At 65.6% G+C, this 22,464-nt stretch carries 21 protein-coding genes; 9 read left to right on the top strand and 12 right to left on the bottom strand.

Features of this window, described 5'->3' with window-relative positions; all coding sequences use genetic code 11:
* Positions 1-48: 48 nt before the first annotated feature.
* The 4 genes from BS38_RS0104950 to BS38_RS0104935 all read right to left on the bottom strand — a co-directional run bounded on the left by BS38_RS0104950 (position 49) and on the right by BS38_RS0104935 (position 4,780).
* Positions 49-714: a GntR family transcriptional regulator gene (locus BS38_RS0104950; RefSeq protein ID WP_028269782.1), complete on the bottom strand. Its 666-nt coding sequence runs from the start codon at positions 712-714 to the stop codon at positions 49-51.
* A 42-nt stretch (positions 715-756) separates the two neighbouring features.
* The gene (locus BS38_RS0104945) at positions 757-1,743 is read right to left on the bottom strand and encodes an ornithine cyclodeaminase family protein (protein ID WP_028269781.1); all 987 of its coding nucleotides are present in this window, start codon (positions 1,741-1,743) and stop codon (positions 757-759) included.
* Between the two features lie 21 nt (positions 1,744-1,764).
* The gene (locus tag BS38_RS0104940) at positions 1,765-3,102 is read right to left on the bottom strand and encodes an amidohydrolase family protein (RefSeq protein ID WP_028269780.1); all 1,338 of its coding nucleotides are present in this window, start codon (positions 3,100-3,102) and stop codon (positions 1,765-1,767) included.
* Positions 3,103-3,292: 190 nt separating this feature from the next.
* The gene (locus BS38_RS0104935) at positions 3,293-4,780 is read right to left on the bottom strand and encodes an amidohydrolase family protein (protein ID WP_028269779.1); all 1,488 of its coding nucleotides are present in this window, start codon (positions 4,778-4,780) and stop codon (positions 3,293-3,295) included.
* Positions 4,781-4,922: 142 nt separating this feature from the next.
* On the opposite strand from BS38_RS0104935, the gene BS38_RS0104930 reads away from it, so the two are divergent.
* Both BS38_RS0104930 and BS38_RS0104925 read left to right on the top strand, forming a co-directional pair.
* Positions 4,923-6,380: a DUF3100 domain-containing protein gene (locus tag BS38_RS0104930; RefSeq protein ID WP_231511082.1), complete on the top strand. Its 1,458-nt coding sequence runs from the start codon at positions 4,923-4,925 to the stop codon at positions 6,378-6,380.
* An 85-nt stretch (positions 6,381-6,465) separates the two neighbouring features.
* Positions 6,466-7,698 (top strand): amidohydrolase family protein, encoded by a 1,233-nt coding sequence (locus tag BS38_RS0104925; RefSeq protein ID WP_028269777.1) that lies wholly within the window; start codon positions 6,466-6,468, stop codon positions 7,696-7,698.
* A gap of 245 nt (positions 7,699-7,943) precedes the next feature.
* Here BS38_RS0104925 and BS38_RS0104920 read toward each other — a convergent pair whose 3' ends face one another.
* A complete protein-coding gene (locus tag BS38_RS0104920; RefSeq protein ID WP_028269776.1) occupies positions 7,944-8,288 on the bottom strand; it encodes a DUF3846 domain-containing protein in 345 nt (114 codons plus the stop codon).
* A 344-nt stretch (positions 8,289-8,632) separates the two neighbouring features.
* Positions 8,633-9,433: an alpha/beta fold hydrolase gene (locus BS38_RS24440; protein ID WP_043437695.1), complete on the bottom strand. Its 801-nt coding sequence runs from the start codon at positions 9,431-9,433 to the stop codon at positions 8,633-8,635.
* 80 nt (positions 9,434-9,513) lie between these two features.
* Here BS38_RS24440 and BS38_RS0104910 point away from each other — a divergent pair, with 80 nt between their 5' ends.
* Complete coding sequence (locus BS38_RS0104910; RefSeq protein WP_028269775.1) at positions 9,514-10,017, top strand: GNAT family N-acetyltransferase; 504 nt, start codon at positions 9,514-9,516, stop codon at positions 10,015-10,017.
* Positions 10,018-10,086: 69 nt separating this feature from the next.
* On the opposite strand, the gene BS38_RS0104905 is transcribed toward BS38_RS0104910, so the two are convergent.
* Positions 10,087-11,010: an NAD(P)-dependent oxidoreductase gene (locus BS38_RS0104905; RefSeq protein ID WP_043437692.1), complete on the bottom strand. Its 924-nt coding sequence runs from the start codon at positions 11,008-11,010 to the stop codon at positions 10,087-10,089.
* 153 nt (positions 11,011-11,163) lie between these two features.
* Positions 11,164-12,192 carry a substrate-binding domain-containing protein gene (locus tag BS38_RS0104900; protein WP_028269773.1) on the bottom strand — a complete coding sequence of 343 codons (1,029 nt, stop codon included), beginning with the start codon at positions 12,190-12,192 and terminating at the stop codon, positions 11,164-11,166.
* Between the two features lie 277 nt (positions 12,193-12,469).
* Here BS38_RS0104900 and BS38_RS0104895 point away from each other — a divergent pair, with 277 nt between their 5' ends.
* The 6 genes from BS38_RS0104895 (at position 12,470) to BS38_RS0104870 (ending at position 18,548) form a co-directional block, all read left to right on the top strand.
* Positions 12,470-13,822 carry an NAD(P)H-dependent oxidoreductase gene (locus tag BS38_RS0104895; protein ID WP_028269772.1) on the top strand — a complete coding sequence of 451 codons (1,353 nt, stop codon included), beginning with the start codon at positions 12,470-12,472 and terminating at the stop codon, positions 13,820-13,822.
* Entirely contained in the window at positions 13,819-15,084 is a 1,266-nt protein-coding gene (locus BS38_RS0104890) for an ABC transporter substrate-binding protein (protein ID WP_028269771.1), read from the top strand. Before BS38_RS0104895 ends, BS38_RS0104890 begins: the two co-directional genes overlap by 4 nt.
* Positions 15,085-15,110: 26 nt before the next feature.
* Positions 15,111-16,058 (top strand): carbohydrate ABC transporter permease, encoded by a 948-nt coding sequence (locus tag BS38_RS24435; RefSeq protein WP_197024899.1) that lies wholly within the window; start codon positions 15,111-15,113, stop codon positions 16,056-16,058.
* A gap of 4 nt (positions 16,059-16,062) precedes the next feature.
* Entirely contained in the window at positions 16,063-16,956 is an 894-nt protein-coding gene (locus tag BS38_RS0104880) for a carbohydrate ABC transporter permease (RefSeq protein ID WP_081818815.1), read from the top strand.
* A gap of 2 nt (positions 16,957-16,958) precedes the next feature.
* Positions 16,959-18,155 carry an ABC transporter ATP-binding protein gene (locus BS38_RS24430; protein ID WP_051628735.1) on the top strand — a complete coding sequence of 399 codons (1,197 nt, stop codon included), beginning with the start codon at positions 16,959-16,961 and terminating at the stop codon, positions 18,153-18,155.
* An 81-nt stretch (positions 18,156-18,236) separates the two neighbouring features.
* Positions 18,237-18,548, top strand: coding sequence for a putative quinol monooxygenase (locus tag BS38_RS0104870; protein WP_028269769.1), 312 nt, complete (start codon positions 18,237-18,239; stop codon positions 18,546-18,548).
* 154 nt (positions 18,549-18,702) lie between these two features.
* Here BS38_RS0104870 and BS38_RS24425 read toward each other — a convergent pair whose 3' ends face one another.
* The 4 genes from BS38_RS24425 to BS38_RS0104850 form a co-directional block, all read right to left on the bottom strand.
* The gene (locus tag BS38_RS24425; RefSeq protein WP_051628734.1) at positions 18,703-20,016 is read right to left on the bottom strand and encodes a flavin-containing monooxygenase; all 1,314 of its coding nucleotides are present in this window, start codon (positions 20,014-20,016) and stop codon (positions 18,703-18,705) included.
* A 33-nt stretch (positions 20,017-20,049) separates the two neighbouring features.
* Positions 20,050-20,793, bottom strand: coding sequence for an SDR family NAD(P)-dependent oxidoreductase (locus BS38_RS0104860; protein ID WP_197024898.1), 744 nt, complete (start codon positions 20,791-20,793; stop codon positions 20,050-20,052).
* On the bottom strand, positions 20,790-21,527 hold the full coding sequence (locus BS38_RS0104855; RefSeq protein ID WP_028269767.1) for an SDR family NAD(P)-dependent oxidoreductase: 738 nt from the start codon (positions 21,525-21,527) through the stop codon (positions 20,790-20,792). Before BS38_RS0104855 ends, BS38_RS0104860 begins: the two co-directional genes overlap by 4 nt.
* A gap of 66 nt (positions 21,528-21,593) precedes the next feature.
* Positions 21,594-22,460 carry an ABC transporter substrate-binding protein gene (locus BS38_RS0104850; protein ID WP_051628733.1) on the bottom strand — a complete coding sequence of 289 codons (867 nt, stop codon included), beginning with the start codon at positions 22,458-22,460 and terminating at the stop codon, positions 21,594-21,596.
* Positions 22,461-22,464 lie beyond the last annotated feature (4 nt).

Raw genomic sequence — 22,464 nt, 5'->3', positions numbered from 1 at the left:
GTGAACGGACGACGGCGGGACATTCCGCCGTCGTCCGTTTGCGTTCGGTCAGCTTTCAGGCAGGCGGCCGGCCAGCCCCTGGAGCGACGGTTCGCGGCCCAACTCCACATGCGCATAGGCCAGCGCCGCCGCCAGCTCCGCCTTCCCGTCGTATATGGCCTTGCACAGGCTAAGGTGCTCGGCGCACTGAACCTGGGGGTCACGGTGCCCGGTCAGGGTAAAGAGCCACTGCATCCTGCCCAGCAGGGGCTTCATGGAGTACTCCAGCAGCGAGTTGCCGCCCAGTGCGACGATCTCTGCGTGCAGGGCCGTGTTGATCAACGGTATCTGCGCGTGGTCATGGCGCAGCGTTGCGTCCTCCGCCTGGTCCATGATCTGCTGCAGCCCGGCCGACGACTGCCCCCTCGCGGCGGCCTGGGCGGCGAGGCGCGCAGCCAGGACCTCCAGGCTGAGCCGCACGTCAAAGAGCTCGTTGACGTCGCGCAGGGTGATCTGCTTGACGGTGGCGCCACGGCGTGGCGAGGCGTCAATGAAGCCTTCGGCCTCCAGCTGCTGCAGGGCTTCGCGCACGGGCACCCGGGATACAGCCAGCGTCTGGGACAGCTCGCGTTCCCGGAGCCGGGATCCCGGCGCGAAGTCACCTGAGATGATCAGCTCCCGGATCCGCGCCCGGGCAGTGTCAGCCGAGGATGCGGGTTCCGCCTGGACTGTCATTCATGCCTCCGTTGTGCTGCGGCGCCTGAAGTCCGCGGTCTCTCAGTTATTCAGCGCCACGCGGGTGCCAACGCCCTGTTTGAGCGCAGCGTCGTAGAGGAGCCGCCCGATGGCAAGGTCCTGCAGACCGATTCCCACCGAGTTGAACAAGGTTACGTCCTCATCGCCAAGGCGTCCTGCTCTTGTGCCCGCGGCCACGTCGCCAAGCTCGGCTTCCACGTCCTCGAAGCTCATGACACCTTCGGTCACAGGGATGATCAGGCCGCCGGACTTTGCCCGGGCAGTGGCCAGGTTGTCCACAAAAACCCTCGCCCGCACCATACCGGCGGAATCAATCTCCCGGTGGTCCGCCCGGGGACGGGATCCGACGGCGTTCACATGCTGCCCGGGCTTGAACCACTCGCCCTTGACCAGCGGCTCAACGGCCGGCGTGAGCGTGCACAGCACATCGGCAGCCTCCACGACTTCTTGGACGCTGGACGCAAGCGTGACGGTGAGGCCGTAGTGGGAAACCTCGCTGCAGAAGGCGGCAACCGTGTCCGCTGACCGGGACCACACCACCACGTTCTCAATCGGAAGCACGGCCAGCATCGCTTCCACATGGGCCACGGCCAGGGCGCCTGCGCCGACGAGTCCCAAGGTGGTGCTGCCCGGCCTCGCAAGGAGCTTGGTGGCCACGGCGCTGGCAGCGGCCGTGCGGACCCGGGTGGGGACTTTGCCGTCCAGGATGGCCAGGGTCTCGCCGGTCAGCTGGGAGACAAGCATGATGGTGGAGCGCTGGGTGGGCAGGCCGGACTCATGGTTGGCCGGGATGTCCGCCAGCAGCTTCACCGAAGCCAGCTCCTCGGCGCCGGACAGCGCCGCCATCGGCAGGAACCGCGCGTCCGAGGACGGCAGGAGAAGGGAATCCGGTGCCGGCTGAACAGCAGTTCCCCGGCTGAGACCGGCGAATACGCGTTCGACGGCGGCGATGGTCCCGGGCATGTCGGCCAGGGCCTGGAGCTCGGAGGCTTTGAGAATCAGTGTCATGATGGCTTTTCCCGGTGCGGATTAGAGGTTGTTCCGGACGAGGACTCCCTGCGCCACCACAGCCCGGATTTCTTCCAGGGCCGTGCCGCTGGTCAAGGGATCAGAGTCCACGATGACGGCGTCAGCGAAGGAACCGCGCACCAGCCTTCCCGCGTTCTCACTCCAACCGAGCAGGGCGGCGGCATTTACCGTCGCGGCCCGCAAGGCGTCCAGCGGCGAAAGCCCAGCCTCGGTCAACAGGCGCACCTCCGTGCCGATCGGTGTCACGTCGGATCCGAAGGAGTCCGTGCCTGCGACGACGGTGACTCCGGCTTCGTGGGCGGCTTTTACGGCCGCCTTGATGATGGGTGTGTACTCCTTGCCCCGGGCGGCAAGGATGGGGTTTGCGGAGCCTGCCATGCTGGTGATGGCATCCAAGGTGGGAGTGAAGTAGGTCCCCTGGCCGGCCATCCGGGAGATGGTCTCTTCGCTGACGAAGACACCGTGCTCGATGCTGCGCACACCGGCCCGGACCGCGCCGTCGATCCCTTCCGCGCTGTAGGCATGGCACAGCACGCCTGCTTTGCCTGCGGCCTTGACCACCGCGGACAGCTGCTCGAAGTTGTAGACCAGTTCGCGGGGGTCCTGCTCCGGCAGGCCCGCCCGGGGGTTGGCCCTTGTCTTGATCACCTGGGCGCCGCGTTTCAGGTTGACCCGGGTGAGGTAGGCGAGGTCGGTTGGTTCGGTCACTCCCCCTGACAGGGCTGCGAGCGGTGCCAGGTCCGGGTCAGCGAGGAGGGAGTCCCCCAGCTCGGGTGAGATGAACAGGCCCGCGGGGCTCATCCGGGGCGAGGCGCCGGCGGCCCAGGCGGGCAGGGCAGCGAGGGCGACGTCCTGGTAGAAGCTGCTTGAGCCACTCCTGACACTGGTGGCTCCGCCCTGCAGGATGGCACGTGCATCCGACAGCGCGTTCGCGTGGACATGCACGTCGATGAGGCCGGGAAGGACCCAGCGTCCGGAAGCGTTGAAGGTGCGGGCTTGGCCGGCAAGGGCGGCTACGGCACGGCGGGTTTCGTCGCGGGTGCCAACCGCTGTGACTTTGCCACCTTCCAGCACAAGGACACCGTCTGCCACTGCATCGCCGGTCTTGGGGTCCACGATGGTGCCCCCCTCGATGATCAAGGGCTGGGGTGAAGCGGGGTGCCCGGGGTAGCCGAAGCTCGCTGCGTTGCCGGCGGCCTTAGCCGCGGGGGCGGTTCCCAGCTGGGCTGCCAGGCCCGCCAGCGAGATTCCGGCGAGGGCTGCGGCCCCGGCGAGGATGCCGCGGCGCGGAACTGCGGCGGGAGGAAGGGCAGCCGGGGTGTGGTCGTGCAGGCACATAGTTTCTCCAGGGGGAAGGGGCCGCTCCGCAGCAGTGCGGGCGCCGGAGTCAGGGGGTCAAAATCGCGGTCGAGGAGGGGCGGATCAGCATCCCCCACAGGATGCCGGAGAGCCCCGTACGCACTAACACTACTCGTTTTGGTATACCAAGCCAAGAGGGTGCTGTGACTGGGAGTGCCGGGAACAGCCCTCAACCCACGTGGGCCCGAGCGGTAATTTCCGCGTGCGGATACGTGGGCGGGAACAGTTCGCTGCGCTCCCGGCGCAGGAGGTCCCTCTCCGAGTAGGCCGCCGTCATCCGGTCGAAGAGCCGCTGCCCGTCAGCCCGCAGCGCGCCGAGGTCCATCCCGGGCAGACCGCCGTCCACCACCACGGGGCGCCCCGCTACGAACGTGTCAGTCACTTGGCGTGCCGTGCCGTTGAGCACCAGCGTGCGCAGCGGATCTTCGACCACGCCGTCGCCGAAATGCCCCAGCGAAACTACCGTGATGTCGGCCTGCATGCCGGGTGCCAGCTTCCCCAGGTCGGCCCGCCCCAGTGCCCTGGCGCCGCCGAGAGTGGCGGCATCGAAGTAGTCCGCCAGGCTCCCGGCGTCCGGCCGCTCCTCGACGAGCCGGGTCAGGTGCATGCCGACGTCCATGCCGCGCACCAGGTCCGGCGGGAACGAGTCACTGCCCAGGCACAGGTTGACGCCTGCCGCACGGAAACGGTCAAACGAAACAAGCTGCTTCTGGTAGCGGAAGGAGGTCAGCGGGCAGTGAACAATGCTGACGCCATGACGGGAAAGCAGGTCAAGGGGGCCTCCGGGAGCGGACGCGGCGGGGTCCTTGGCGTCGATCACCACTCCGTGCGGGATGAGGAGGCGGGTGCCGAACAGGCCTGTGGTTTCGAGCAGTTCCAGCACGCCGCTCCCCGCGGAGCGCTGCAGAAGCTCATCCTCGAGGGGGGACTGGAGGCTATGGAGCCGGACAATCACGTCCCGCTCCCGGGCGATCCGCGCCGTCTCGCGCATGAGGTCTTCTGACAGCGTTTCAATGCGGCAGGGCAGCAGGACGCCGGTGACAAGCGGATCGGCGAGGCCAGCGGTGTGGTCCAGGAAGCGTTCCGCGTCGCGAAGCCCGGCCAAACCGCGGGCTTCGTCAAAGTGGACTTCGCGTCCGCCGGCCGCCGCGCTGACATGGACCCCCGATCGGTAGGAGGGCCCAAGGTAGCCGCGCAGTCCAATCCGCCGGCTGGTCTCGGCCATTTCCACGAGCTCCTCGAGCCCTTCAGCCCAGGCGCTGTGGATCTCTGAAGCGATGGGCATGTAGGTGGTGATGCCGTGCAGTGCCAGCTGCGCGAGGGCGAATTCGCGGACCGTGGCGCGCTCCGCCGGAGTGAACACGTCCCGGCGGCGGTTGGCGAAGTAGTCGCTTGACCACAGGTGGCCGGCGGCTACATCGGAGGAAGGCCACGAGTCCAGGATGAGGTGGTCGATGTCGGCGAGGGCGTCCAGGTCAATCAGGCCGGGCATGGCCAGGCTCTGGCCATAGTCGCGTTCCTCATCGACGGGACCGTCGTAGTTGCGTCCGACGAAAACGATGGAATCTCCGTCGAAGACCACTTCGCCGTCCGCGATGAGTGTGTGCTGGGTTCCGTCGAACCCAAGAACATAGCGGGCGGAAATTTTCGTGTACATCGTGCTCCTTGGTGGACTGCCGAAAATGTGACTTGCCTCTCAATGAGTCCGAGTATACAGTCATTTGGTATACCAAAGGCTCGGTTCAGCGAAATGCGAGAAGTCTTTGTCCTGACCCCATCCCCCTCGAAAGGCCTGCGCCATGCGCAATGAAGCGAAGACCACAGGCGGCTCCGTATCCGTCCTAGTGGACGCGGTACCGTCACGTACTTTCCGTGCCCGGCCAGCCCTGTGGTTCGCGATGATCGCGGTCTCCACTGCTGTCTGTGCCGTCGCCATCATGATCGGGACCCACAAATTCCATCTCGGCCCGGCCGCCATCGTTCTGATGCCGATCCTGTGGACTGTGCTTATCGGCGGATTCCTCGGAGTCCAGAGATGGAAACCCATCGGAGGGCGCGCCCGTGCAGTCTCCACACATCTAATGGACGTGTCCATCGTCTTCTTCCTGGCAGGCCTCGGCACGCAGATCGGCCCGTCACTGACGAAGTTCACCAACATCGGCCCAGCGATCCTGCTGCAGGAAGTGGGCCATGTGGTGGGCACGGTGATCCTTGCCCTTCCAGTCGCCGTGGCGCTGGGCCTGGGCCGCACCGCGATCGGCGCCACGTGGTCGATCGACCGTGAGTCCTACCTCGCTTTCGCCATCCAGCGCTTCGGCGTCCGCTCCCCCGAGTACCGGGGCGTGTTTGCTGTCTGGGTACTGGGCAGCGTCTTCGGCGCCGTGTTCATTTCGCTCTTGGCAGGTCTCCTCGGCGGCCTGGGATTCTTTGATCCCCGAGCCCTCGCACTGGGGCTGGGACTCGGATCCGCTTCCATGATGCTCGGCGGCGTGGGCGCACTGTCCATCCTGTACCCGGAGATGGCCGGCGAGATCATGGCCCTCGCCGCCCTCTCCAATCTGGTCACCAACATCGTCGGTTTCTACGCCGGCGTCTTTATCGCACTGCCCATGTGCCAAAAGCTCTACAAGATGTGGTCCCGCATCTTCGGACGGGACGACCTCGGCCGCCGCGTCCGCCGCGGCGCCCTGGTGGGCGCTGCTGCCACGACCCAAACGGGCGGCTCGAGCTCACTGCGCCCGGGCAGTGCGGCGATGGACGCGGAGGATGCATCCGGCACTGAAACAGTGGACGTCAACGGGATCGAAGCGGACCCCGCTGTTGTCAGGACGCCGAGGACGTGGCTCATCGCGTTCGCCGCCACCGGAGTTGCCGGCGTCCTGCTGAACGCCCTCGGCACCGGTTCAGCGCGGCCGCTGGATGTTGTCGGCGTGCTCATCCTGCTTGCGCTGACCGCCGTCGCCCTGGTCCTTGCGAAGCTCGTGCCGGCAGTTCCTTCCAGCATCTGGGTTCTGGCCCTGGCCACCATTGCCTCGGCAACGTTCCTGCCCTTCGGTCCCTTTATCGCTTCCACCACGCAGCACATCAATGTCCTCTTCGCGGGTTTGCCCATGATTGCACTCATAGGCATGTCGCTGGGCCGTGATGTGAAGGCGCTGCGCTCATTGAGCTGGAAGATTGTCATCGTCGCCCTGCTGACATTCACTGCGAGCTTCCTTGCCGCGGCAGTCATCGCACAGGTTGCTTTCCACTTCTAGTACATGCTGCTGTGGGAGGGCGCCGGACCCCGCGGACCGGAGCCCTCCCCGCCGTCGTCAACTTCCCAGTCGAAAGGAATGAACCATGCTCATCACCAATGTCCGCCCCTGGGGCGGGGACACCGTAGACCTCGAGGTTCGCGAGGGGAGGATTGCCGCCGTACACACGGCAGGGACCGCCGTCGAGGGTGCCGACGCCGTTGGCGGGACGGTCGACGGACGCGGGCGAATCGCACTGCCCGCGTTTACCGACGTACACGTCCACCTCGATTCGACGCGGATCGGGCTGCCCTTCCGGGAGCACACCGGCTCCCCGGGTGTGTGGAACATGATGTGCAATGACCGTGAAAACTGGCGCGACACCCCCATTCCCTACAAAGATGTCGTGGCGGGAACGCTGGAGCGAATGATTGCCCGGGGCACCACGCGCGTCCGCTCCTATGCGCAGATCGACGTGGACTGCAAGCTTGAGCGGTTCGAGGCGGTGCTGGCTGCGAAGGAGCGCTTCGCCCACGCTGCCGACGTGGAGGTAATGGCTTTTCCCCAGGCCGGGCTGCTGCTCGAGCACGGCACTGTTCCGCTCCTCGAAGAGGCCCTGCGTGCGGGCGCGACAACCATCGGCGGCATTGACCCGTGCCAGCTCGACCGTGACCCCGTGCGCCACCTGGATATCGTGTTCGGCCTGGCGGAGAAGTACGGAGTGGACATCGACATTCACCTGCACGAGCCGGGCCACCTGGGCGTCTTCAGCGCGGAACTCGTCTTCGAACGCATTCGCGCACTGGGTATGGAAGGACGCGTCTCGCTGTCCCATGCCTACGATCTGGCCAACGTCCACCCCGATGTGACGGCCCGGCTGGTGGAGCAGATGGGCGAGTTGGACGTCGCGTGGGCGACGGTCGCCCCGGCCACCGGCGGCACGCAGTTCGACCTGGCCCGCCTGACCGAGGCCGGAATACGCATCGGTTTGGGCGAGGACGGCCAGCGGGACTACTGGAGCCCGTACGGCAACTGCGACATGCTCGACCGCGCCTGGCAGCTGGCCTTCACACACCGGCTCCGCAAGGACCGGCTGATCGAGCACTGTGCTGCGATCGCCACCATTGGAGGCGCGTCCATCATGGACCGCAGCGTCGAGCGGCTCACCAGTCCGGACCATCGGCCTGGGATGGCTCCGGGGGATCGGGCCGATATCGTCTTGGTCGACGGCGAGACGGTCACCAGCACGGTTATGGACCGCGGCACCGACCGCACCGTCATCCACGACGGCAGGCTCGTCGCCGACGGCCTGGTTGTTATTCCGAACTCGGCGGCGTAGTCAGCCGAGTTGCCGGGCTGGCTGGCCTGCTGTCGCCGGCCCCTTTCGGAGACCCCGGTCAGCGTCCCCGCGAGGACAGTGGCGTGGTGAACCGGGCGACGGCGGGGGCGTTACCCTCCGTCGTCCGGTTTCGTGGTTTTTTTGATCAGCAGAATTGTTCTGGGACGAAACAAAGATCCAACTCGACGAAATCATTTCCCAACAAACGCAATTATGCTAATCCACTAATTTATATACTTTGCTGATCAAGCAGCCAGCGGAAGTTCGAAAAGGTGCTCAGCCAGAAGAATTATATGGCGCGGAACATCCGATTCCTGAACATACTTTGTGTGGCCAAGAAATACCGCTGTGCCGTAAACACAGTCGTGGATATCGACGCCGGCCTCACGGATGAGCACCTCGGCCCTGGGGTTCTGGGGCATGCGGCTTCCCTCGTCATTCAGGAAGACATGCCAGTCTGCGCCCGTGATGGATCCGATGTTTCCCGCAATCAGTTTCTGCAGTGCGGCCATGTCCGTATTCACGGCTTCGATGCGCACCGGCTGGGTGAGGCGGGCCGGGACGATCAGTGCGTTGCAGGGAGTGTTCATGGTCTTGTCCTTGGAACTGAACGGGTTGAAAGGCACCAATGCGGCGAGTGGCGCGGGCAGCCGACGGGGGCTAGGAGTCTCCCGTTCGGCCGCCCGCAGGATGTTAGCGCTGGTTCTTCCGCGGCTTGATGAACTGGATTTCACTAGTTTCATTTTTGGCTTTTTTATCAGCACGCTTTTCGAGAATAGATTTTCCCGATTTTTTGGCGTCAGCGCTTCTGGGCGATTTTCCCGACATTGGAATCACACCTTTCAATGTGTTGTGCTTACCCAGTACCATACACACTTATATTTTTTATGCCAGTTTCCAAAAAATACCGCTGGCTGCATGGCGCGGCGGCGTTTTACTGCGGTGCTTTTACGGTGACGGTTTTGCCGTGATGAGCCGTGATGAATTGCCGGATCCACTGGATGGTTTCGGGACGGTCCAGGTGAAGGCCGTGGCCGGCGCCGGGAACCCTGACCAGCGTGGAGCGGCGGATGTGCCCGTGCATCCGGACGGCATTCTGCAGCGGAGTCAACGGATCTGCGGTGCCGTGGAGGATGAGCGTTGGTGACTGGACGGACGCCAGCCGGCTCCAGGCATCGTGTTCCCGGCTGGCGCGGAAGTGGCGGGATTTCGCCCAGGCGGACGCCCGCGAATTGAAGAAGACGCGGACGGCGTCGGGGTGGTCCGCCGCCCATGCGGGATCGAAGAACAACGCCGCCAGCCGGCCGGCATCGCCGCTGACCAGCGCGTCCATGGCTTCCCGGGAGGGCTCCGCCCCGGCCAGCTTCCCGCCGCTCGTCGCGGCCAGGACCAGCGCGCGGACACGTTGTGGATGATCAATGGCGAGCCACTGGGCGATCCTGCCACCCATCGAGTGACCGTACACATGGGCGCGTTCGGCGCCGGCGGCAGCCAGGACGGCGGCGGCATCGGCGGCCAGGAACCTGGTGGTGTACCGGTCGGCGTCGCCGTCGCTGCTTCTGCCGATTCCCCGGTGGTCGAAGCGGATGACCCGGAAATGTTCGGCCAGCGCCTCCGCGGTTGGCCCCCAGCCGTCCATGGCCGTTGCCTGCCCGGCGATCAGCAGCAGCGGCTCCCCGTGGCCCTGCTCGGTCCACGCCAGCGCGGCGCCATCCGGGGCCAAGGCAATGTTCACGGTGACACTGTATCTTTCCGGACGGGCAGGGCGCTGTGGCGGTTTTCATAGTGGCTCGGACCGCCGGTAAATTTGGGGCGATGATCCACATTGACCAGGACGACCCCGCACGGGAGGACGTCAGCCAACTCCTAAGCGAGCACCTGGCAGACATGTTCGCCACCTCGCCGGCCGAAAGCGTGCACGCACTCGACCATTCAGCGCTGTCCGCTCCGTCCATCACGTTCTGGACGGCCCGCGAGGACGGCGAGCTCCTGGGCTGCGGCGCGCTCAAGGTCCTCGATTCCCCGCCCGGCTCAGCCGAGCACGAATCAGCGAAGCACGGCCCGGCCAGATACGGCGAAATCAAGTCCATGCGCACCACAGCAAGCGCGCGGGGGCGGGGCGTCGCCACCCTGATGCTCCGGCACATCCTGGACGCCGCCAGGTCCCGGGACTTCGAGCGCATCTATCTTGAGACCGGAACCGAGGACTATTTCGCGCCCGCGCGGCGCCTGTACGTCCGCAACGGATTCACTGAGTGCCCTCCCTTTGCCGGCTACTCCCTGGATCCCAACAGCGTTTTTATGGAACTCCGCCTCTAACCGAACGCCAGCCCAAGCTGACGCAGTTGACAAGCTGACGTTGTTTAGGCGGCTGCCCGCACCCCGTGGCTACAGCTGTGCAGCCGATCCGGCCGACTCCTGCGACCGGCGCGCGAGGGTGCCGTGGATGCCCGTGTGGTCGAGGGCGCCGTCACCCTGGGTCACCATCTCGCCGAACAGCCCCGTTACCGTACTGGTCAGCGGCAGTTCCAGGCCTCCTGATGACGCCGCGTCCCGAATGAAGCCCAGGTCTTTGAGCTGGTTCCGGGCGCTGCCGCCGCCGTCGAAATCGTTACTGATCCACCGGTAGCCCTTTTGCCGGAGCACAGCGGAATCGGCTAGCCCGCCCTGAAGCAGCTCCAGCATCACTGAAAGGTCAATGCCTCCCTTGCCGGCAAGCAGCATGGCCTCGGAGACCGCGGTCACGGTGGCGGCGACGACGATTTGATTGCAGGCCTTGGCGAGCGCCCCCGATCCGCTCGGTCCCATGTACCGGACCGTGGTGCCCATGGCGGCGAAGACGGGCTCCACGGAGTGGGCCGTTGCCTGGTCGCCACCCACCATGATGCTGAGGGCTCCGTTCTCCGCGCCGACGGTGCCACCACTGACCGGCGCATCAAGGACCGTGACCCCGTGATCACGAAGCAGGCGTTCTGCAAAGGCCGCGACGGCGATGGGCGACACGGTGCCATGAACTACGAGGATGGGGCGGGCAATGCCCTTGGCCGACCAGCCTGCCAGCAATCCATCCGGTCCAGGCAACAGCGATTCGACCTGCTCCAGGTCTGGCAGAACGGTAAGAACGACGTCGGCCGCGGCGTCCGCGGGCGACGTGGCACCGCGCGCACCCAGCCCAACCAAGGGTTCGACTTTCGCGGAGGTCCGGTTCCAGACGGTGAGGCCGCCGCCTTGGTCGAGCAGTCGGCGGGCCATGGGGCCGCCCATGGGGCCGAGGCCCAGGAGGGCAAGCGAGGGTCGCGGGGTTTCCGTCATGTTCAAGTCCTTTGGGTTGGGGGGCGGCGGCCGCTGGCGCGGCTGTGCGCGGGGGCCCGGGGAACTGCAGTAGAGCCGGAGTGGAATCAAAGTGGAACCGGTTCACTTTTTGTACCATGGGAGTCGATCCGCGTAAATCGCCGTCCGGGAAACTTACGTGCGTACCCTCGGCCGGGCCACGCTGGACCGTTCGATAAGTTCGGCGTCGACACGGACCACCGTCGGCTTTCCGGAACTTTTCCCGCTCGCCCTGGAGAGAGCCAGCTGCACGGAGTGCCTGGCCAGCAGGTCGATGGGCTGCCGGACAATCGTCAGCGGCGGGGTCATGAGCTCGGTCCACGGTGAATCCTCGAACACGATGACCGAGAGCTCATCGGGAATCGAGACCCCGGCGTGTGCCAGGCGCCGGAGTACGGCCGTTACCTGGGCGGTATTGGCCACCACCAGCGCGGTAGGCGGATCGGCCAGGTTGAGCAGCGCCGTCATGGCATCTCCACCGGCGGCACCGCGGAAGGCAGCGGAGCGGATGAGCAGGTCGTCCTGCTCCAAGCCGGCGGACTCCAGGGCTTCGCGGTAGCCCGCGATCCGGTCGCGCCCGGTAGTTGATGTCGCCGGGCCGGAGATGATTGCAATGCGGCGGTGTCCGTGCGCAGCCAGCAGGGCCGTGGCGGACCTTGCCGACTCAATGTTGTTGATGGTCACGACGTCCACCGCCGGCAGCGCCGGGATGGAGCGGTCGACGAAGACCACGTCGGTCCCCATGTCCTGGAGCTTCTTCCAGATTTCCAGGTTGTTCCCCGTAGGAGTGGCGATGATGCCGCTGACCCGTCGCTCAATGAGCGTGGAGAGACGCTCCGATTCCAGCTGGTCGTCCTCCTGCGTGGTCATGAGCAGCACCTGGATCCCGCGGGAGTGCGCTTCCTGGACAACCTGGTCCGCCAGGCGGGCGAAGAAGGGATTGGAGACGTCGGCAAGGAGCAGTCCCAGCGTGGTGGGAGGCCCGTGCTTCAGCTCCCTGGCCGCCGTACGGGGGTGGTAGCCAAGGGTTGCCATCACCTCGTTGACACGGTTCCTGGTTGCCTCCGCCACGGGACCGGAGCCCGGATTAAGGACGCGGGAGACGACGGCGACGGACACCCCCGCAGCCGCGGCAACATCGCGTATGGTCGGCTGCTTCTGCACGTGTACTCCTCCATCGGCTACTGCGGCTCCCCGGAACCTCCGGCGGGAACTTTTTCAGACTAGGGTATTGACCTCGTCGAGCAGGTATGACATAAAAGTGGAACCGGTTCCATTATGTTTACTTCGGAGCCGATTGTCTACCGCAGCACCGCCCGGGATTGAGGCAGCACACCCCAGCCACCCGCCTGAGCGTCACTTCACCGCAACGCTGCGGCGGACCCGATGCTTTCCGCCGGCCATCCACACGGGATGGAGCCGCACCCATTGAAAGGTAGTTATGAACCTGCACAAACTTCTGACCGAACGCGAGGCCGAAGGCGCCCCCATCCGCGTGGGGCTGATCGGTGCCGGACGTTTCGGCACGATGTACCTGGCACAGGCCCGCAACATCCCCGGCATCCACGTGGTGGCCATCGCCGACATCAATGCGGAACGCGCCAAGGGCGCACTGAAGCTTGTGGACTGGCCCGAGGAAGCCTTCGTTGAAGACATCGGGACGGCCATCGCCACGAGGGCCACCACCGTGGTGACCGACGCATCCGTCCTCTTCGACGCGGACCTGGACGTCATCGTCGAGGCCACCGGTAACCCGATTGTCGGCATCAACCACGCGCTCCGCGCCATCGAAACCGGCAAGCACATCATCATGGTCACGGTCGAGGCCGATGCCCTCGCCGGCCCGGCGCTGGCCAAGCGGGCCAGGGAGGCCGGCGTCGTCTATTCACTGGCGTACGGCGACCAGCCCGCGCTGATCTGGGAACTCGTCGACTGGGCCCGGACCTCCGGCTTCGACGTCGTCTGCGCCGGCAAGGGCGCCAAGTACCTCTCGCACTACCACCAGATGAACCCGGACAACGTCTGGGAAAACTGGGAGTTCTCGAAGGAGCTGACGGACTCCGGCCAGCTCAACCCCTACATGCACACGTCTTTCCGTGACGGCACCAAGGCCGCCATCGAGATGGCAGCCGTAGCCAATGCGGCGGGCCTGCGTCCGTCCGACGAAGGGCTGACGTTCACACCCGGCGACGTCGAACAGATCGCCACGATCTGCCGTCCGGCGGCCGACGGCGGCGTCCTCAGCAATGCCGGCAGCGTCGACGTGATGTCCAGCGTGACGCGTGAAGGCGACTGGATCCCCCACAACACCCAGGAAGGCGTCTTCGTCGTGGTGAAGGCCACCAACAAGTACGTCTCCGGCTGCTTCCAGGAATACCCCTGGCACCCGGACCCCACCGGCCAGTACGCCGCCCTCTACCGCCCCTACCACTACGTGGGACTGGAGCTCAACGTCTCCATCGCCAACGCGGTGCTCCGCGGTGTGGCCACCGGCGCCCCGGAAGGCTTCCACGCCGACGTCGTCGCCTGCGCCAAGAAGGACCTGCACGCCGGGGAAATCCTCGACGGCGAAGGCGGCTTCACGGTCTGGGGCAAGCTGATCTCGGCCGAAAAGTCCGTCCGGGACCGCGCCCTTCCCGTCGCCATGGCCCACCACGTCAAACTCGTCAACGACGTCCCCGAAGGCGGCATCGTCGGCTGGGACGACGTCGAGATCGACAACTCCCTGGAAGAGGCGCTGAAGCTGCGGCGCGAGACGGAGGCCCTCGCACTCGAAGTGGTGCCGGCGACATGATCGACCGCCGCACTTTCCTGGGAGCCGCCGCGGCGAGCATGGTGCTCGCCGGCTGCGGGGCCACCCCGGGAATCGACCCCAACCGTGCCGCGTCGGCCGGGGGCACCTTGAAGTTTGGCAGCTGGCAGTGGCTCGAACCGGGCCGCGGCGAGGCCATGTGGAAGGCCATCCAGGCCTACCAGAAGGTGAATCCGTCCGCCGTCCTGGCCCAGAGCACCACGCCGTTCCTTTCCTTCGCCGACAAGCTGAACACCGAGCTCGGCGGCAAGGGCGGGCCGGACGTCTTTGTCGTCCAGGACGTCAATTTCTATCCGCTGGCCGACGCCGGCATCCTGGCTCCGCTGAGTTCCGTCATCTCCTCGCACAAGGGCACCCCGTTCAACCACACCAATAAATCCGGCCTGGTCAACGGCGTGCAGTACGGGATCACGTGGGAACGGCTGAACTGGAACTTCTTCTGGAACCGCAAGATCATGGACAAGGCGGGGGTGACCCCGCCGACGAACGTCACTGAACTGATCTCGGCCGCGAGCCAGATCCGTTCCGCAACAGGCCTGGACGGCTTCGGTGTCCGCCACCAGATGACGGAATTCGACTCCTGGTTCATGGACTTCGACGTGTGGACCTACGGACACGGCGGATCCTGGTCGGACGGCTCACGCCCCACCATCGACTCGGCGGAGAACATCGCCGGCGTTAAGGCTTTCGGCGAGATCTACCGCTCGGGTGCCATGCCCATTGGCGATGACGCCTCAACGATGCGCACCAAGTTCCGCGAAGGCCGCCTGGGCATGATGATCGACGTCTCCTCCACGGTGGCCGGCATCCTGCGGTCCTCCAAAGCCCTGACGTCGGCCGACATCGGCTTTGCCGAACGGATTCCGCTGCCCAAGCCTTCGGCCCACCAGGAAATCGTGCTGGCAGTCAACGGGTACGGCAAGAACAAGAACCTCGCCGTCGACTTCGTCGGCTGGGTCGGTTCCGATGAAGGCCAGGCGGCGCTCCGTGCGGCAATGGGCCCGTCAACACTGGCCACCGACGTGCCGCTGGCTCCCGACTACGCCGCAGCCAATCCGTGGGCCAAGGCGTTCATCGACCTCGCCTCCGAATCGCGCAGCCCCCTCATCCGGGGCTACGAGGCACAGACCAAGGCCATCATGCGCGAGGTCATGACGCAGGTGGAACGCTACCTCGTGGACGGCGGCGACGCTGCCAAGGCACTCGCCACCGCACAGACACAAGTAACTCAGCTGCTTGGCTGAGAAGACCTAGGCAAAGGATCCGGGCAATGTCGCTCCGAACTTCGATCTCCCCGCCCGCCGTGGCGCAGCCTCCCATCCAGGATGCCCCTTCCCGGCATCACATGTGGCAGAGGATCTCCCCGTACATCTACATCGGCCCCGCCGTCGTGTATCTGATCATTTTCATGATCGTTCCGGTGGTGCAGGGCATCCAGCTCAGCTTCACCAAAACCCCGCTCGTCAAGCCCGACGGCGGAACCGGCGTCGGGCTGGAGAACTACTCCCGCCTGCTCAGCAGCCCGCAGTTCTACAACTCGCTCGGCGCCACCATCCTGTACACGGCAGCGACCGTGATCTTCGCCGTCGCCATCGGCGCCGGATCAGCACTGCTCCTGAACCAGGCCTTCAAGGGACGCACCATTGTCCGGGCCATCATCACCTTCCCCTGGGCCGTCCCCACCGTGGCCACCGCCCTGATCTTCAGCTGGATCTTCAACCGGTCCGACGGCGTCCTGAACGAAGTGGTCGGAGTCCTCGGAGTCGGTCAGCAGGGCTGGCTGGTCGATCCGAAATTCGGGATGGCCGCCGTCGTCCTGACTTCGGTCTGGAAAGTCATGCCCCTGGTCATGCTTGTGGTCCTCGCCTCGCTGCAGTCCATCCCGAGCGAACTCTACGAAGCGACCCGCATGGACGGCGCCGGTGCGCTGGAGACGTTCAAGGCCGTCACCTGGCCGCACATCGCCCCCACCGTCAGGGTGGTCACGCTGCTCATGACGATCTGGTCCATCCGCCGTTTCGAGATCATTTACCTCCTGACCGGCGGCGGCCCCGTGGACACCACTAACACCCTCGTCGTCAACGTCTACCGTCAGGCCTTCAGCAACCAGGAACTGGGCCGCGCGGCAGCCATCGGCGCCCTCGGCCTGGTGCTGTCCCTGCTGGTCACGGTTGTCTACTTCATGATGGAACGGCGCAACGCCGCCAAGGAGGCCTAGCACAATGACCACCCAAGAAGCACCTCCAATCACCCAATCCGCCCCGCACAAGCGCCGGCTGAAGGCACCGGGCAACCGCAGCTTCAGCAAGCCCGCCCGGTACGTCATGCTGGCCGCCCTGGTCCTTTTCTCAGGCTTCCCGCTCTACTGGATGCTGAACACCGCACTCAGCGAGGACTCAGAACTGTACGGCCAGGCCCAGGGCTGGTGGCCGCACTGGGAACGGCTCGCTGACTTCGGCGATCTCATCGGCAGCGTCCCCATCTTCAAGTGGCTCACCAACTCCGTGGTCATCGCGGGCGGGACCACGCTGCTGTCCCTTATCTTCGCAGTGCTGGCCGGCTATGCACTGTCCAGGTTCAAGTTCTACGGCAAGGGCGCCGCGGGTTTCCTGCTGTTCGCCACCCAGATGCTGCCCGAGGCACTCCTTGTGGTCCCCATCTACGCGCTCTTCGCATCGCTGGGCCTCCTCAACGGCATGGGCGGCCTGATCCTCGCCAACGTGGCATTCACGATGCCCGTAAGCGTCTGGATCATCAAGGGAGCCATTGATGCGATTCCGTACGAAATCGAGGAAGCCGCTGCGGTCGACGGATGCCCCCGAGTCACCATCCTGTCGCTGGTTCTCACCCCGCTGATTCTTCCCAGCATCGCCGCTGCCGCCGTCATCAATTTTTTCGACGGGTGGAACGAGTTCCTCCTTGCCAAGACGTTCATCGCCGAACGGGACCTCTGGCCGGCGTCCGTTGGCCTGGCCTCGTTCATCGGCCAGTACCTGACCTCGCTGAACTCCGTCATGGCTGCAGCCCTGCTGTTCACCCTGCCGGCGTTGATCTTCTTCCTCCTTGTCCAGCGTCGAATCGTCTCGGGCCTCACGGCCGGCTCAGTCAAAGGTTGATCATGGCAAAGCTCTCACTACGCAATGTCAGCAAGCGCTTCGGGGACACCCAGGTCATCCACGACTTCAGCGCCGAGGTCGACAACGGGGAGTTCCTCGTCCTGCTCGGCGCGTCGGGGTCCGGAAAGTCGACCCTGCTCCGCATCATCGCCGGGCTCACCGACGCCAGCGCGGGCGACGTCATCTTCGACAACCTCCGCGTGAACCGGCAAAGCCCGCGCGAACGCGACATCGCTTTCGTTTTCCAGTCCTACGCGCTCTATCCGCACCTGACGGTCCGCGAAAACATTGCCTTCCCGCTGGCCCTGGACAAGTTCAAGGGCTGGCACCACATCCCGGGCGTAAGCACCATCGCGCGCCGCGTCTTCGGCTCGTCCAAGGACATCGTCAAGCAGGTGGCCAGTGTCTCGTCAATGCTGGAACTGGACGAGTACGCGAACCGCAAGCCCGGTGGCCTCTCCGGCGGCCAGCGCCAGCGCGTAGCCCTGGCACGGGCACTGATCCGCAACCCGTCGATGTTCCTGCTGGACGAACCGCTGTCCAACCTCGACGCCAAGCTCCGGGCGGAACTCCGCGGCGAAATCGTCCGGCTGCACCGCCTGACCGGGAAGACCTTCGTCTACGTCACGCACGACCAGGTGGAGGCCATGACCATGGCCACCCAGATCGTCATTCTCCACAACGGCATCGTGCAGCAGCACGCCACCCCGCAGGAGATCTACGCCCGCCCTGCCAACACATACGTTGCCCGCTTCATCGGCAGCCCGCCCATGAACCTCATGACGGCGGACGTGACCGACGGGCAGCCGGCACTCGGCGGGCTGCGGTTCCCGGCTCCCGAACAACTCCGGCTCGGCAACGGCACTGTGACTCTGGGCCTGCGCCCGGAACACCTGACGGTCTCCGCCGACGTTGACGTGCCGGGCCTGGCGGGAACGGTCCGGCGAATCGAGGACCTCGGCGCGGACACCCTGATCGGCGTCCAGCCGGACCCGGCGCTGGGGCTGAACATGTGGGAACTCAACCAGGATGACCTCCTCTGGATCCGCCAGACGGGCCAGACCCGCCTGATGGCCGGAGATCCCTGCACGGTCTCCCCCGAGGCACGAATGGCCAGCTACTTCGACAGCGACACTGGATTGAACCTCGTATCAGCCGGCAAAGACTCCGACGCCGGAATGCTGCCGACGCGTGGCTAACCACCCGCACCTCCCGGCCGGTCCTACGCTGGCAGTTCAGACCATGCTTGATCCCCTTTCACACACAAGGAAAAGTCACCGATGACCATCATTGTCACCGCAGAATTCACTCCCGTTGAGGGCGCCTACGACCAGGTGGTCGCCGCCCTCGCCCCCGCCATCGCCGAGGTGCACGAAGAACCCGGCTGCCTGCTCTACGCCATCCACGAATCCCCCACCGGCCAGATCATGATGATAGAAAAATGGGAAACCGTGGAACTGCTCGATGCCCACGGCGCCGGCGACGCCGTCAAACGGCTCAACGCCTCGCTTGAGGGGCTTCTGGCCAAGCCGGTGGACGTCACCCGGCTGGTGCCGATCCCCGCCGGAACTGCGCAGCAGGGCGCGCTCTAAGTAGTAGGCGCTCTACGTAGTACCAGGCGGCTGGCGGCGGACGACGGCGGGGCTTCCCGCCGTCGTCCGCTTCCGTTTTTAGGCCGAGGACCTCAGTCCGTTTCGGGTCCCGAACAGAACGGACAGTTTTCGTCGCATTCAACGTCCGGGCGCATCAGGACAGTGCCTTCGCCCCGGCGCCAGCCAGGTCCTTGAGCTTCTGGGCCTGCGGGAAGGCGTCAAGGAGCCTGCGGGTGTCAGCCAGTTGCTCCTCCCAGATGGCGCGGACAATGTCGATCCTGTCGTCAGGTTCCTGAAGGGCGGACAGGTAGGCCTGGATTCCGGCGCCGCCGTCGCCCGCTGCCTCGTGCAGTTCGATCATGCGGACGGCGATCTTGGTCTGCACCCCGTAGACCGGAATCTGCGGCCCCCGCGGCGCGGTCATGCCGATCAGGTACAGCTTTTCCAGGCCGGCGGGAATGATGCCGCCGGCGTACCGCAGCGGTACTCCGCGCCGGCGCGTGAGGAGGGATTCGTCCACGAAGGGCAGGCTGGCGTGGAAGCCGGTGGCCCACAGGATGGTGTCGTAGTCGCGGCTCGTCCCGTCCGTGAAATGAACGGTCCTGCCGTCGAACCGCTCGATGCCCGGGACCACACGGATGCGGCCGTGATGGACCCAGTAGAGCAGCAGGTCGTTAACCACCGTGCTGCCCTCCGCCAGGGTGCGGTGCTTGGGTTCCGGCATGCCGGGGTAGTTGTTCCACTCGCCGATGGAGACACGGGCCAGCAGCCTGCTGATCAGGTCCTGTTCGTCCGGCGAGAACTGGGCCAGGAACCCGACCTCCTGGCGCGGCTTGCCGAAGTAGGTCTTGGGCTGGAAGTAGGTCCCTTCGCGGATCACGATGTCGGCTTCCAACCGGTGCTGGGCGACGTCGACGGCGAGGTCGCAGCCGGAGTTTCCGGCGCCGACCACCAGGACGTTCCGGCCTTCCACATCGCCGACGTTGCGGTAGGAGCCCGAGTGGATCTGCCTGCCGGTGAAGGTGCCCGGAAACTGGGGGATCTTTTGGTCCCAGAGGTGACCATTGGCGACGAGGACACCGTCGTAGTCGATGCGTTCCCCGGTGTCCAGGGTGACGGTCCAGCCGGCCGACCCGGTGGCCCCTGCCGTGTCGACGGGAACGACGGACACCACCGCTGTGTTGAACCGGATCACGTCGTAGTGCCCGTTGGCCCGCGCATAAGACTCCAGGTAGCTGCGGACCTGGTCACGCCGGGGGAAGTGGGGGTAGTCGGCGGGCATGGGAAAGTCCTCGAAGTGGGTCATGTCCCGCGAGGTGATGAGGTGGAGGGCGTCGTAGTCGGTGTGCCAGTGCCCGCCCACCCTGTCCGTCTTCTCGTAGCAGTCAACCTCGTGGCCCGCTTTGCGGAGCTGCTCAAGGGCGGAAATGCCGGCCGCGCCGGCGCCGATAACGCAGTAGCGTGTCATGATTCTGGTTCCTTACGTGGATAGGTGGAGCGGCTAGCGGATGATGTCGCCGCCGGAGAGTGTGATGGTTTCGCCGGTCATAAATCCCGCGGTGCCGGATCCGCTGAGGATCCAGGCCCACTCGGCGATCTCGGACGGCTGTGCGACGCGCCCCAGCGGGATGGTTGCCGCGGCGGCTTCCATCCGGCCGGTTGCCGCATTGCCCGGAGTGTCCACCCAGCCGGGGGCGATGGCGTTGACGCGGATCCCCCGCGGGGCCAGTTCCAGGGCGGTGGCTTTGGTGAGCATGATGACGGCCGCTTTGGACGCGCCATAGATGAGCTGGCCGGGTGAGACCGTGAAGCCGTCCACCGAGGCGAAGTTCACGACGGCGGAACCGTCGCCCAGGTAGGGCAGGGCGGCTGCCGTGACGTTGATGACGCCGAGGACATTGATGTCGAAGACGCGGCGGAACAGCTCGGCCGTCGCTGTTTCCAAGGTGGAGGGCGGGTAGATCCCGGCGACGTTGGCCACAGCGTGTATCTGGCCGCCAATGCCGGGCAGGTATTCGGCAAGGGCAGCGTCCACGGCGTCGCGGTCCCTGACATCCGCCGTGATCGGAATGAGCTTGCCGTCGGTATCGGCTGTGTCCACGGCAGCCACGTCCAGGGCGAGGACCGTCCAGCCGCGGTCAAGGAAGGCCTGTGCCGTGCTGCGGCCCATGCCGGATCCTGCACCGGTGACCAGCGCAACGCCTGACGCTGCCTTCTGCGGCTGCATGTTCTGCGGCTGGGTCACTTGATCGTCACCCCGCCGTCAATCAGGAAGTCGGCGCCGGTGGCGAACGAGGAGGCGTCCGATGCCAGGTAGACGACAAGCGGTGAGATTTCTTCAGGCCGTGCGCGCCGGCCCAGGGGCGTGCCGGACGAAGTGCCGCCCGCCGGCTCGTCGTCGTTCATGGGTGTCTCCACTCCCCCGGGGCTGATGGAGTTCACGCGGATGTTGTGCGGTGCGTATTCCAGGGCGGCCGCCCGGGTCAGGGCGAGGACGGCTGCTTTCGAGGCGGAGTAGGCTCCATAGGCTTCTGCTCCGCGGTGCGCAGCCGTGGAGGCGACGTTGATGATGGTTCCGCCGCCGCGGCGGGCCAGTGCCGGGAAGGCGGCTTTCATGCCGAGCAGGACGGAGGTGGTATTGACCCGCTGGAGCAGTTCCCACTCGCTGATCGTCAGCTCGTTCAGCGGGGTGACCCGGATGATCCCGGCGTTGTTGACCAAGGTGTCCAGTCCGCCGTCGTGCTTTTCAATATCAGCTATTGCAGTGGCCCACGCTGCCTCGTCCGTGACGTCGAGGTGGAGGTAGCGGACGGACAGGTTCTTGTTGCTCAGCTCGGTGGCGGTCTTTTCGCCGTCCTCGTCTCGGACGTCGGCAATCACGACGCGCATTCCTGCGGCGGCCAGCGCTTCGGCATGTGCCGCGCCTTGGCCCCGGGCTCCTCCGGTGACGAGGGCGACGCGTTCAGTCAGTTCAGGCATGTCAGGTATTCCTCCAGGTTGGGTGTTGTGTGGTTACGGGCCGGGGCTCCGGTGCGGGGCCGGGCTTTAGAGCATCCCGGGTTCGCCGACGTCGGCCGCGCTGGCGTCCATGCCGTATTTCTTGAGCAGCTCCGCGATTGTTCCGTCCTTGCGGAGGTCTTCGATGTTGTCGTTGATGGCTTTGGTGAGTTCGGTGTTGTCAAGCTTGGTTGGCCAGTTCAGCTGTCCGGGGTGCGCCGTGACGGGAATCCGGGCATCCGGCTGGAGCGGCACGATCTGGGCGTCCTTGATCGGGTTGGCCTCGAACCGTGCGGTTGTGGCGCCTACGCTGTCGATGACTGCGTCGATGCGGCCGGCGGCCAGGTCGTTGAAGACGGCTTCCGGATCCTGGTAGACGGAGAACTTGTCGCCGAAGACCTGGGTGAACTCGTCGTTCCAGAGGTTTCCTGCCACGGACCCGATCTTCTTGCCGTCGAGTTCCGCAACGGTCTTGTAGCCGGCCACCGAGACGAGTGCCCCCTGATCCAGGTAGACGGGGTTGCTGAGCGCCACAACCTTGGCGCGGGCCTTCGTCCGCCACCAGTCGCTCGCTGCGAGGTCCGCCCGTCCGGCCTGAACGGACGGGATGGCAGCACCGGCGCCGCCCGAGGCCTGGAGGGTTACGGTCAGGCACTCCCGCTTGGCGATCTCGTTGAGAAGCTCGCCTTCAACTCCGGCGATCTGGTTTCCCTCGATCTTCAGGTGCGGCGCGAAATCATAGGCGGCGACGGTCAGCGTGCCGGCAGTGACCGTCTTGAAGTCGTGCTTCGGGGTGCAGGAGGGATCCACGGAGGCGCCCGCCGCGGTGCTGCATCCGGACAGGACGAGTGCCAGGCCGGCGACGGCGGCGCTGACAGGGGCGCCGCGGCGGATCCATGCGCTGTTGGTTTTCATGGTG

Source organism: Arthrobacter sp. UNC362MFTsu5.1 (assembly GCF_000685965.1).
GTDB lineage: Bacteria > Actinomycetota > Actinomycetes > Actinomycetales > Micrococcaceae > Arthrobacter.
Note: the sequence above shows the minus strand (reverse complement) of the source record. Positions and strands in the feature narration are given on the sequence as shown.

Coding starts and splice junctions, on each gene's coding strand:
- BS38_RS0104940 (WP_028269780.1), bottom strand. CDS start 3,102: ATGTGCCTGCACGACCACACCCCGGCTGCCCTTCCTCCCGCCGCAGTT.
- BS38_RS0104870 (WP_028269769.1), top strand. CDS start 18,237: ATGACCATCATTGTCACCGCAGAATTCACTCCCGTTGAGGGCGCCTAC.
- BS38_RS0104920 (WP_028269776.1), bottom strand. CDS start 8,288: ATGAACACTCCCTGCAACGCACTGATCGTCCCGGCCCGCCTCACCCAG.
- BS38_RS0104850 (WP_051628733.1), bottom strand. CDS start 22,460: ATGAAAACCAACAGCGCATGGATCCGCCGCGGCGCCCCTGTCAGCGCC.
- BS38_RS0104930 (WP_231511082.1), top strand. CDS start 4,923: ATGCGCAATGAAGCGAAGACCACAGGCGGCTCCGTATCCGTCCTAGTG.
- BS38_RS0104925 (WP_028269777.1), top strand. CDS start 6,466: ATGCTCATCACCAATGTCCGCCCCTGGGGCGGGGACACCGTAGACCTC.
- BS38_RS0104890 (WP_028269771.1), top strand. CDS start 13,819: ATGATCGACCGCCGCACTTTCCTGGGAGCCGCCGCGGCGAGCATGGTG.
- BS38_RS0104895 (WP_028269772.1), top strand. CDS start 12,470: ATGAACCTGCACAAACTTCTGACCGAACGCGAGGCCGAAGGCGCCCCC.
- BS38_RS0104905 (WP_043437692.1), bottom strand. CDS start 11,010: ATGACGGAAACCCCGCGACCCTCGCTTGCCCTCCTGGGCCTCGGCCCC.
- BS38_RS24435 (WP_197024899.1), top strand. CDS start 15,111: ATGTCGCTCCGAACTTCGATCTCCCCGCCCGCCGTGGCGCAGCCTCCC.
- BS38_RS24425 (WP_051628734.1), bottom strand. CDS start 20,016: ATGACACGCTACTGCGTTATCGGCGCCGGCGCGGCCGGCATTTCCGCC.
- BS38_RS0104910 (WP_028269775.1), top strand. CDS start 9,514: ATGATCCACATTGACCAGGACGACCCCGCACGGGAGGACGTCAGCCAA.
- BS38_RS24430 (WP_051628735.1), top strand. CDS start 16,959: ATGGCAAAGCTCTCACTACGCAATGTCAGCAAGCGCTTCGGGGACACC.
- BS38_RS0104950 (WP_028269782.1), bottom strand. CDS start 714: ATGACAGTCCAGGCGGAACCCGCATCCTCGGCTGACACTGCCCGGGCG.
- BS38_RS0104945 (WP_028269781.1), bottom strand. CDS start 1,743: ATGACACTGATTCTCAAAGCCTCCGAGCTCCAGGCCCTGGCCGACATG.
- BS38_RS0104935 (WP_028269779.1), bottom strand. CDS start 4,780: ATGTACACGAAAATTTCCGCCCGCTATGTTCTTGGGTTCGACGGAACC.
- BS38_RS0104880 (WP_081818815.1), top strand. CDS start 16,063: ATGACCACCCAAGAAGCACCTCCAATCACCCAATCCGCCCCGCACAAG.
- BS38_RS0104855 (WP_028269767.1), bottom strand. CDS start 21,527: ATGCCTGAACTGACTGAACGCGTCGCCCTCGTCACCGGAGGAGCCCGG.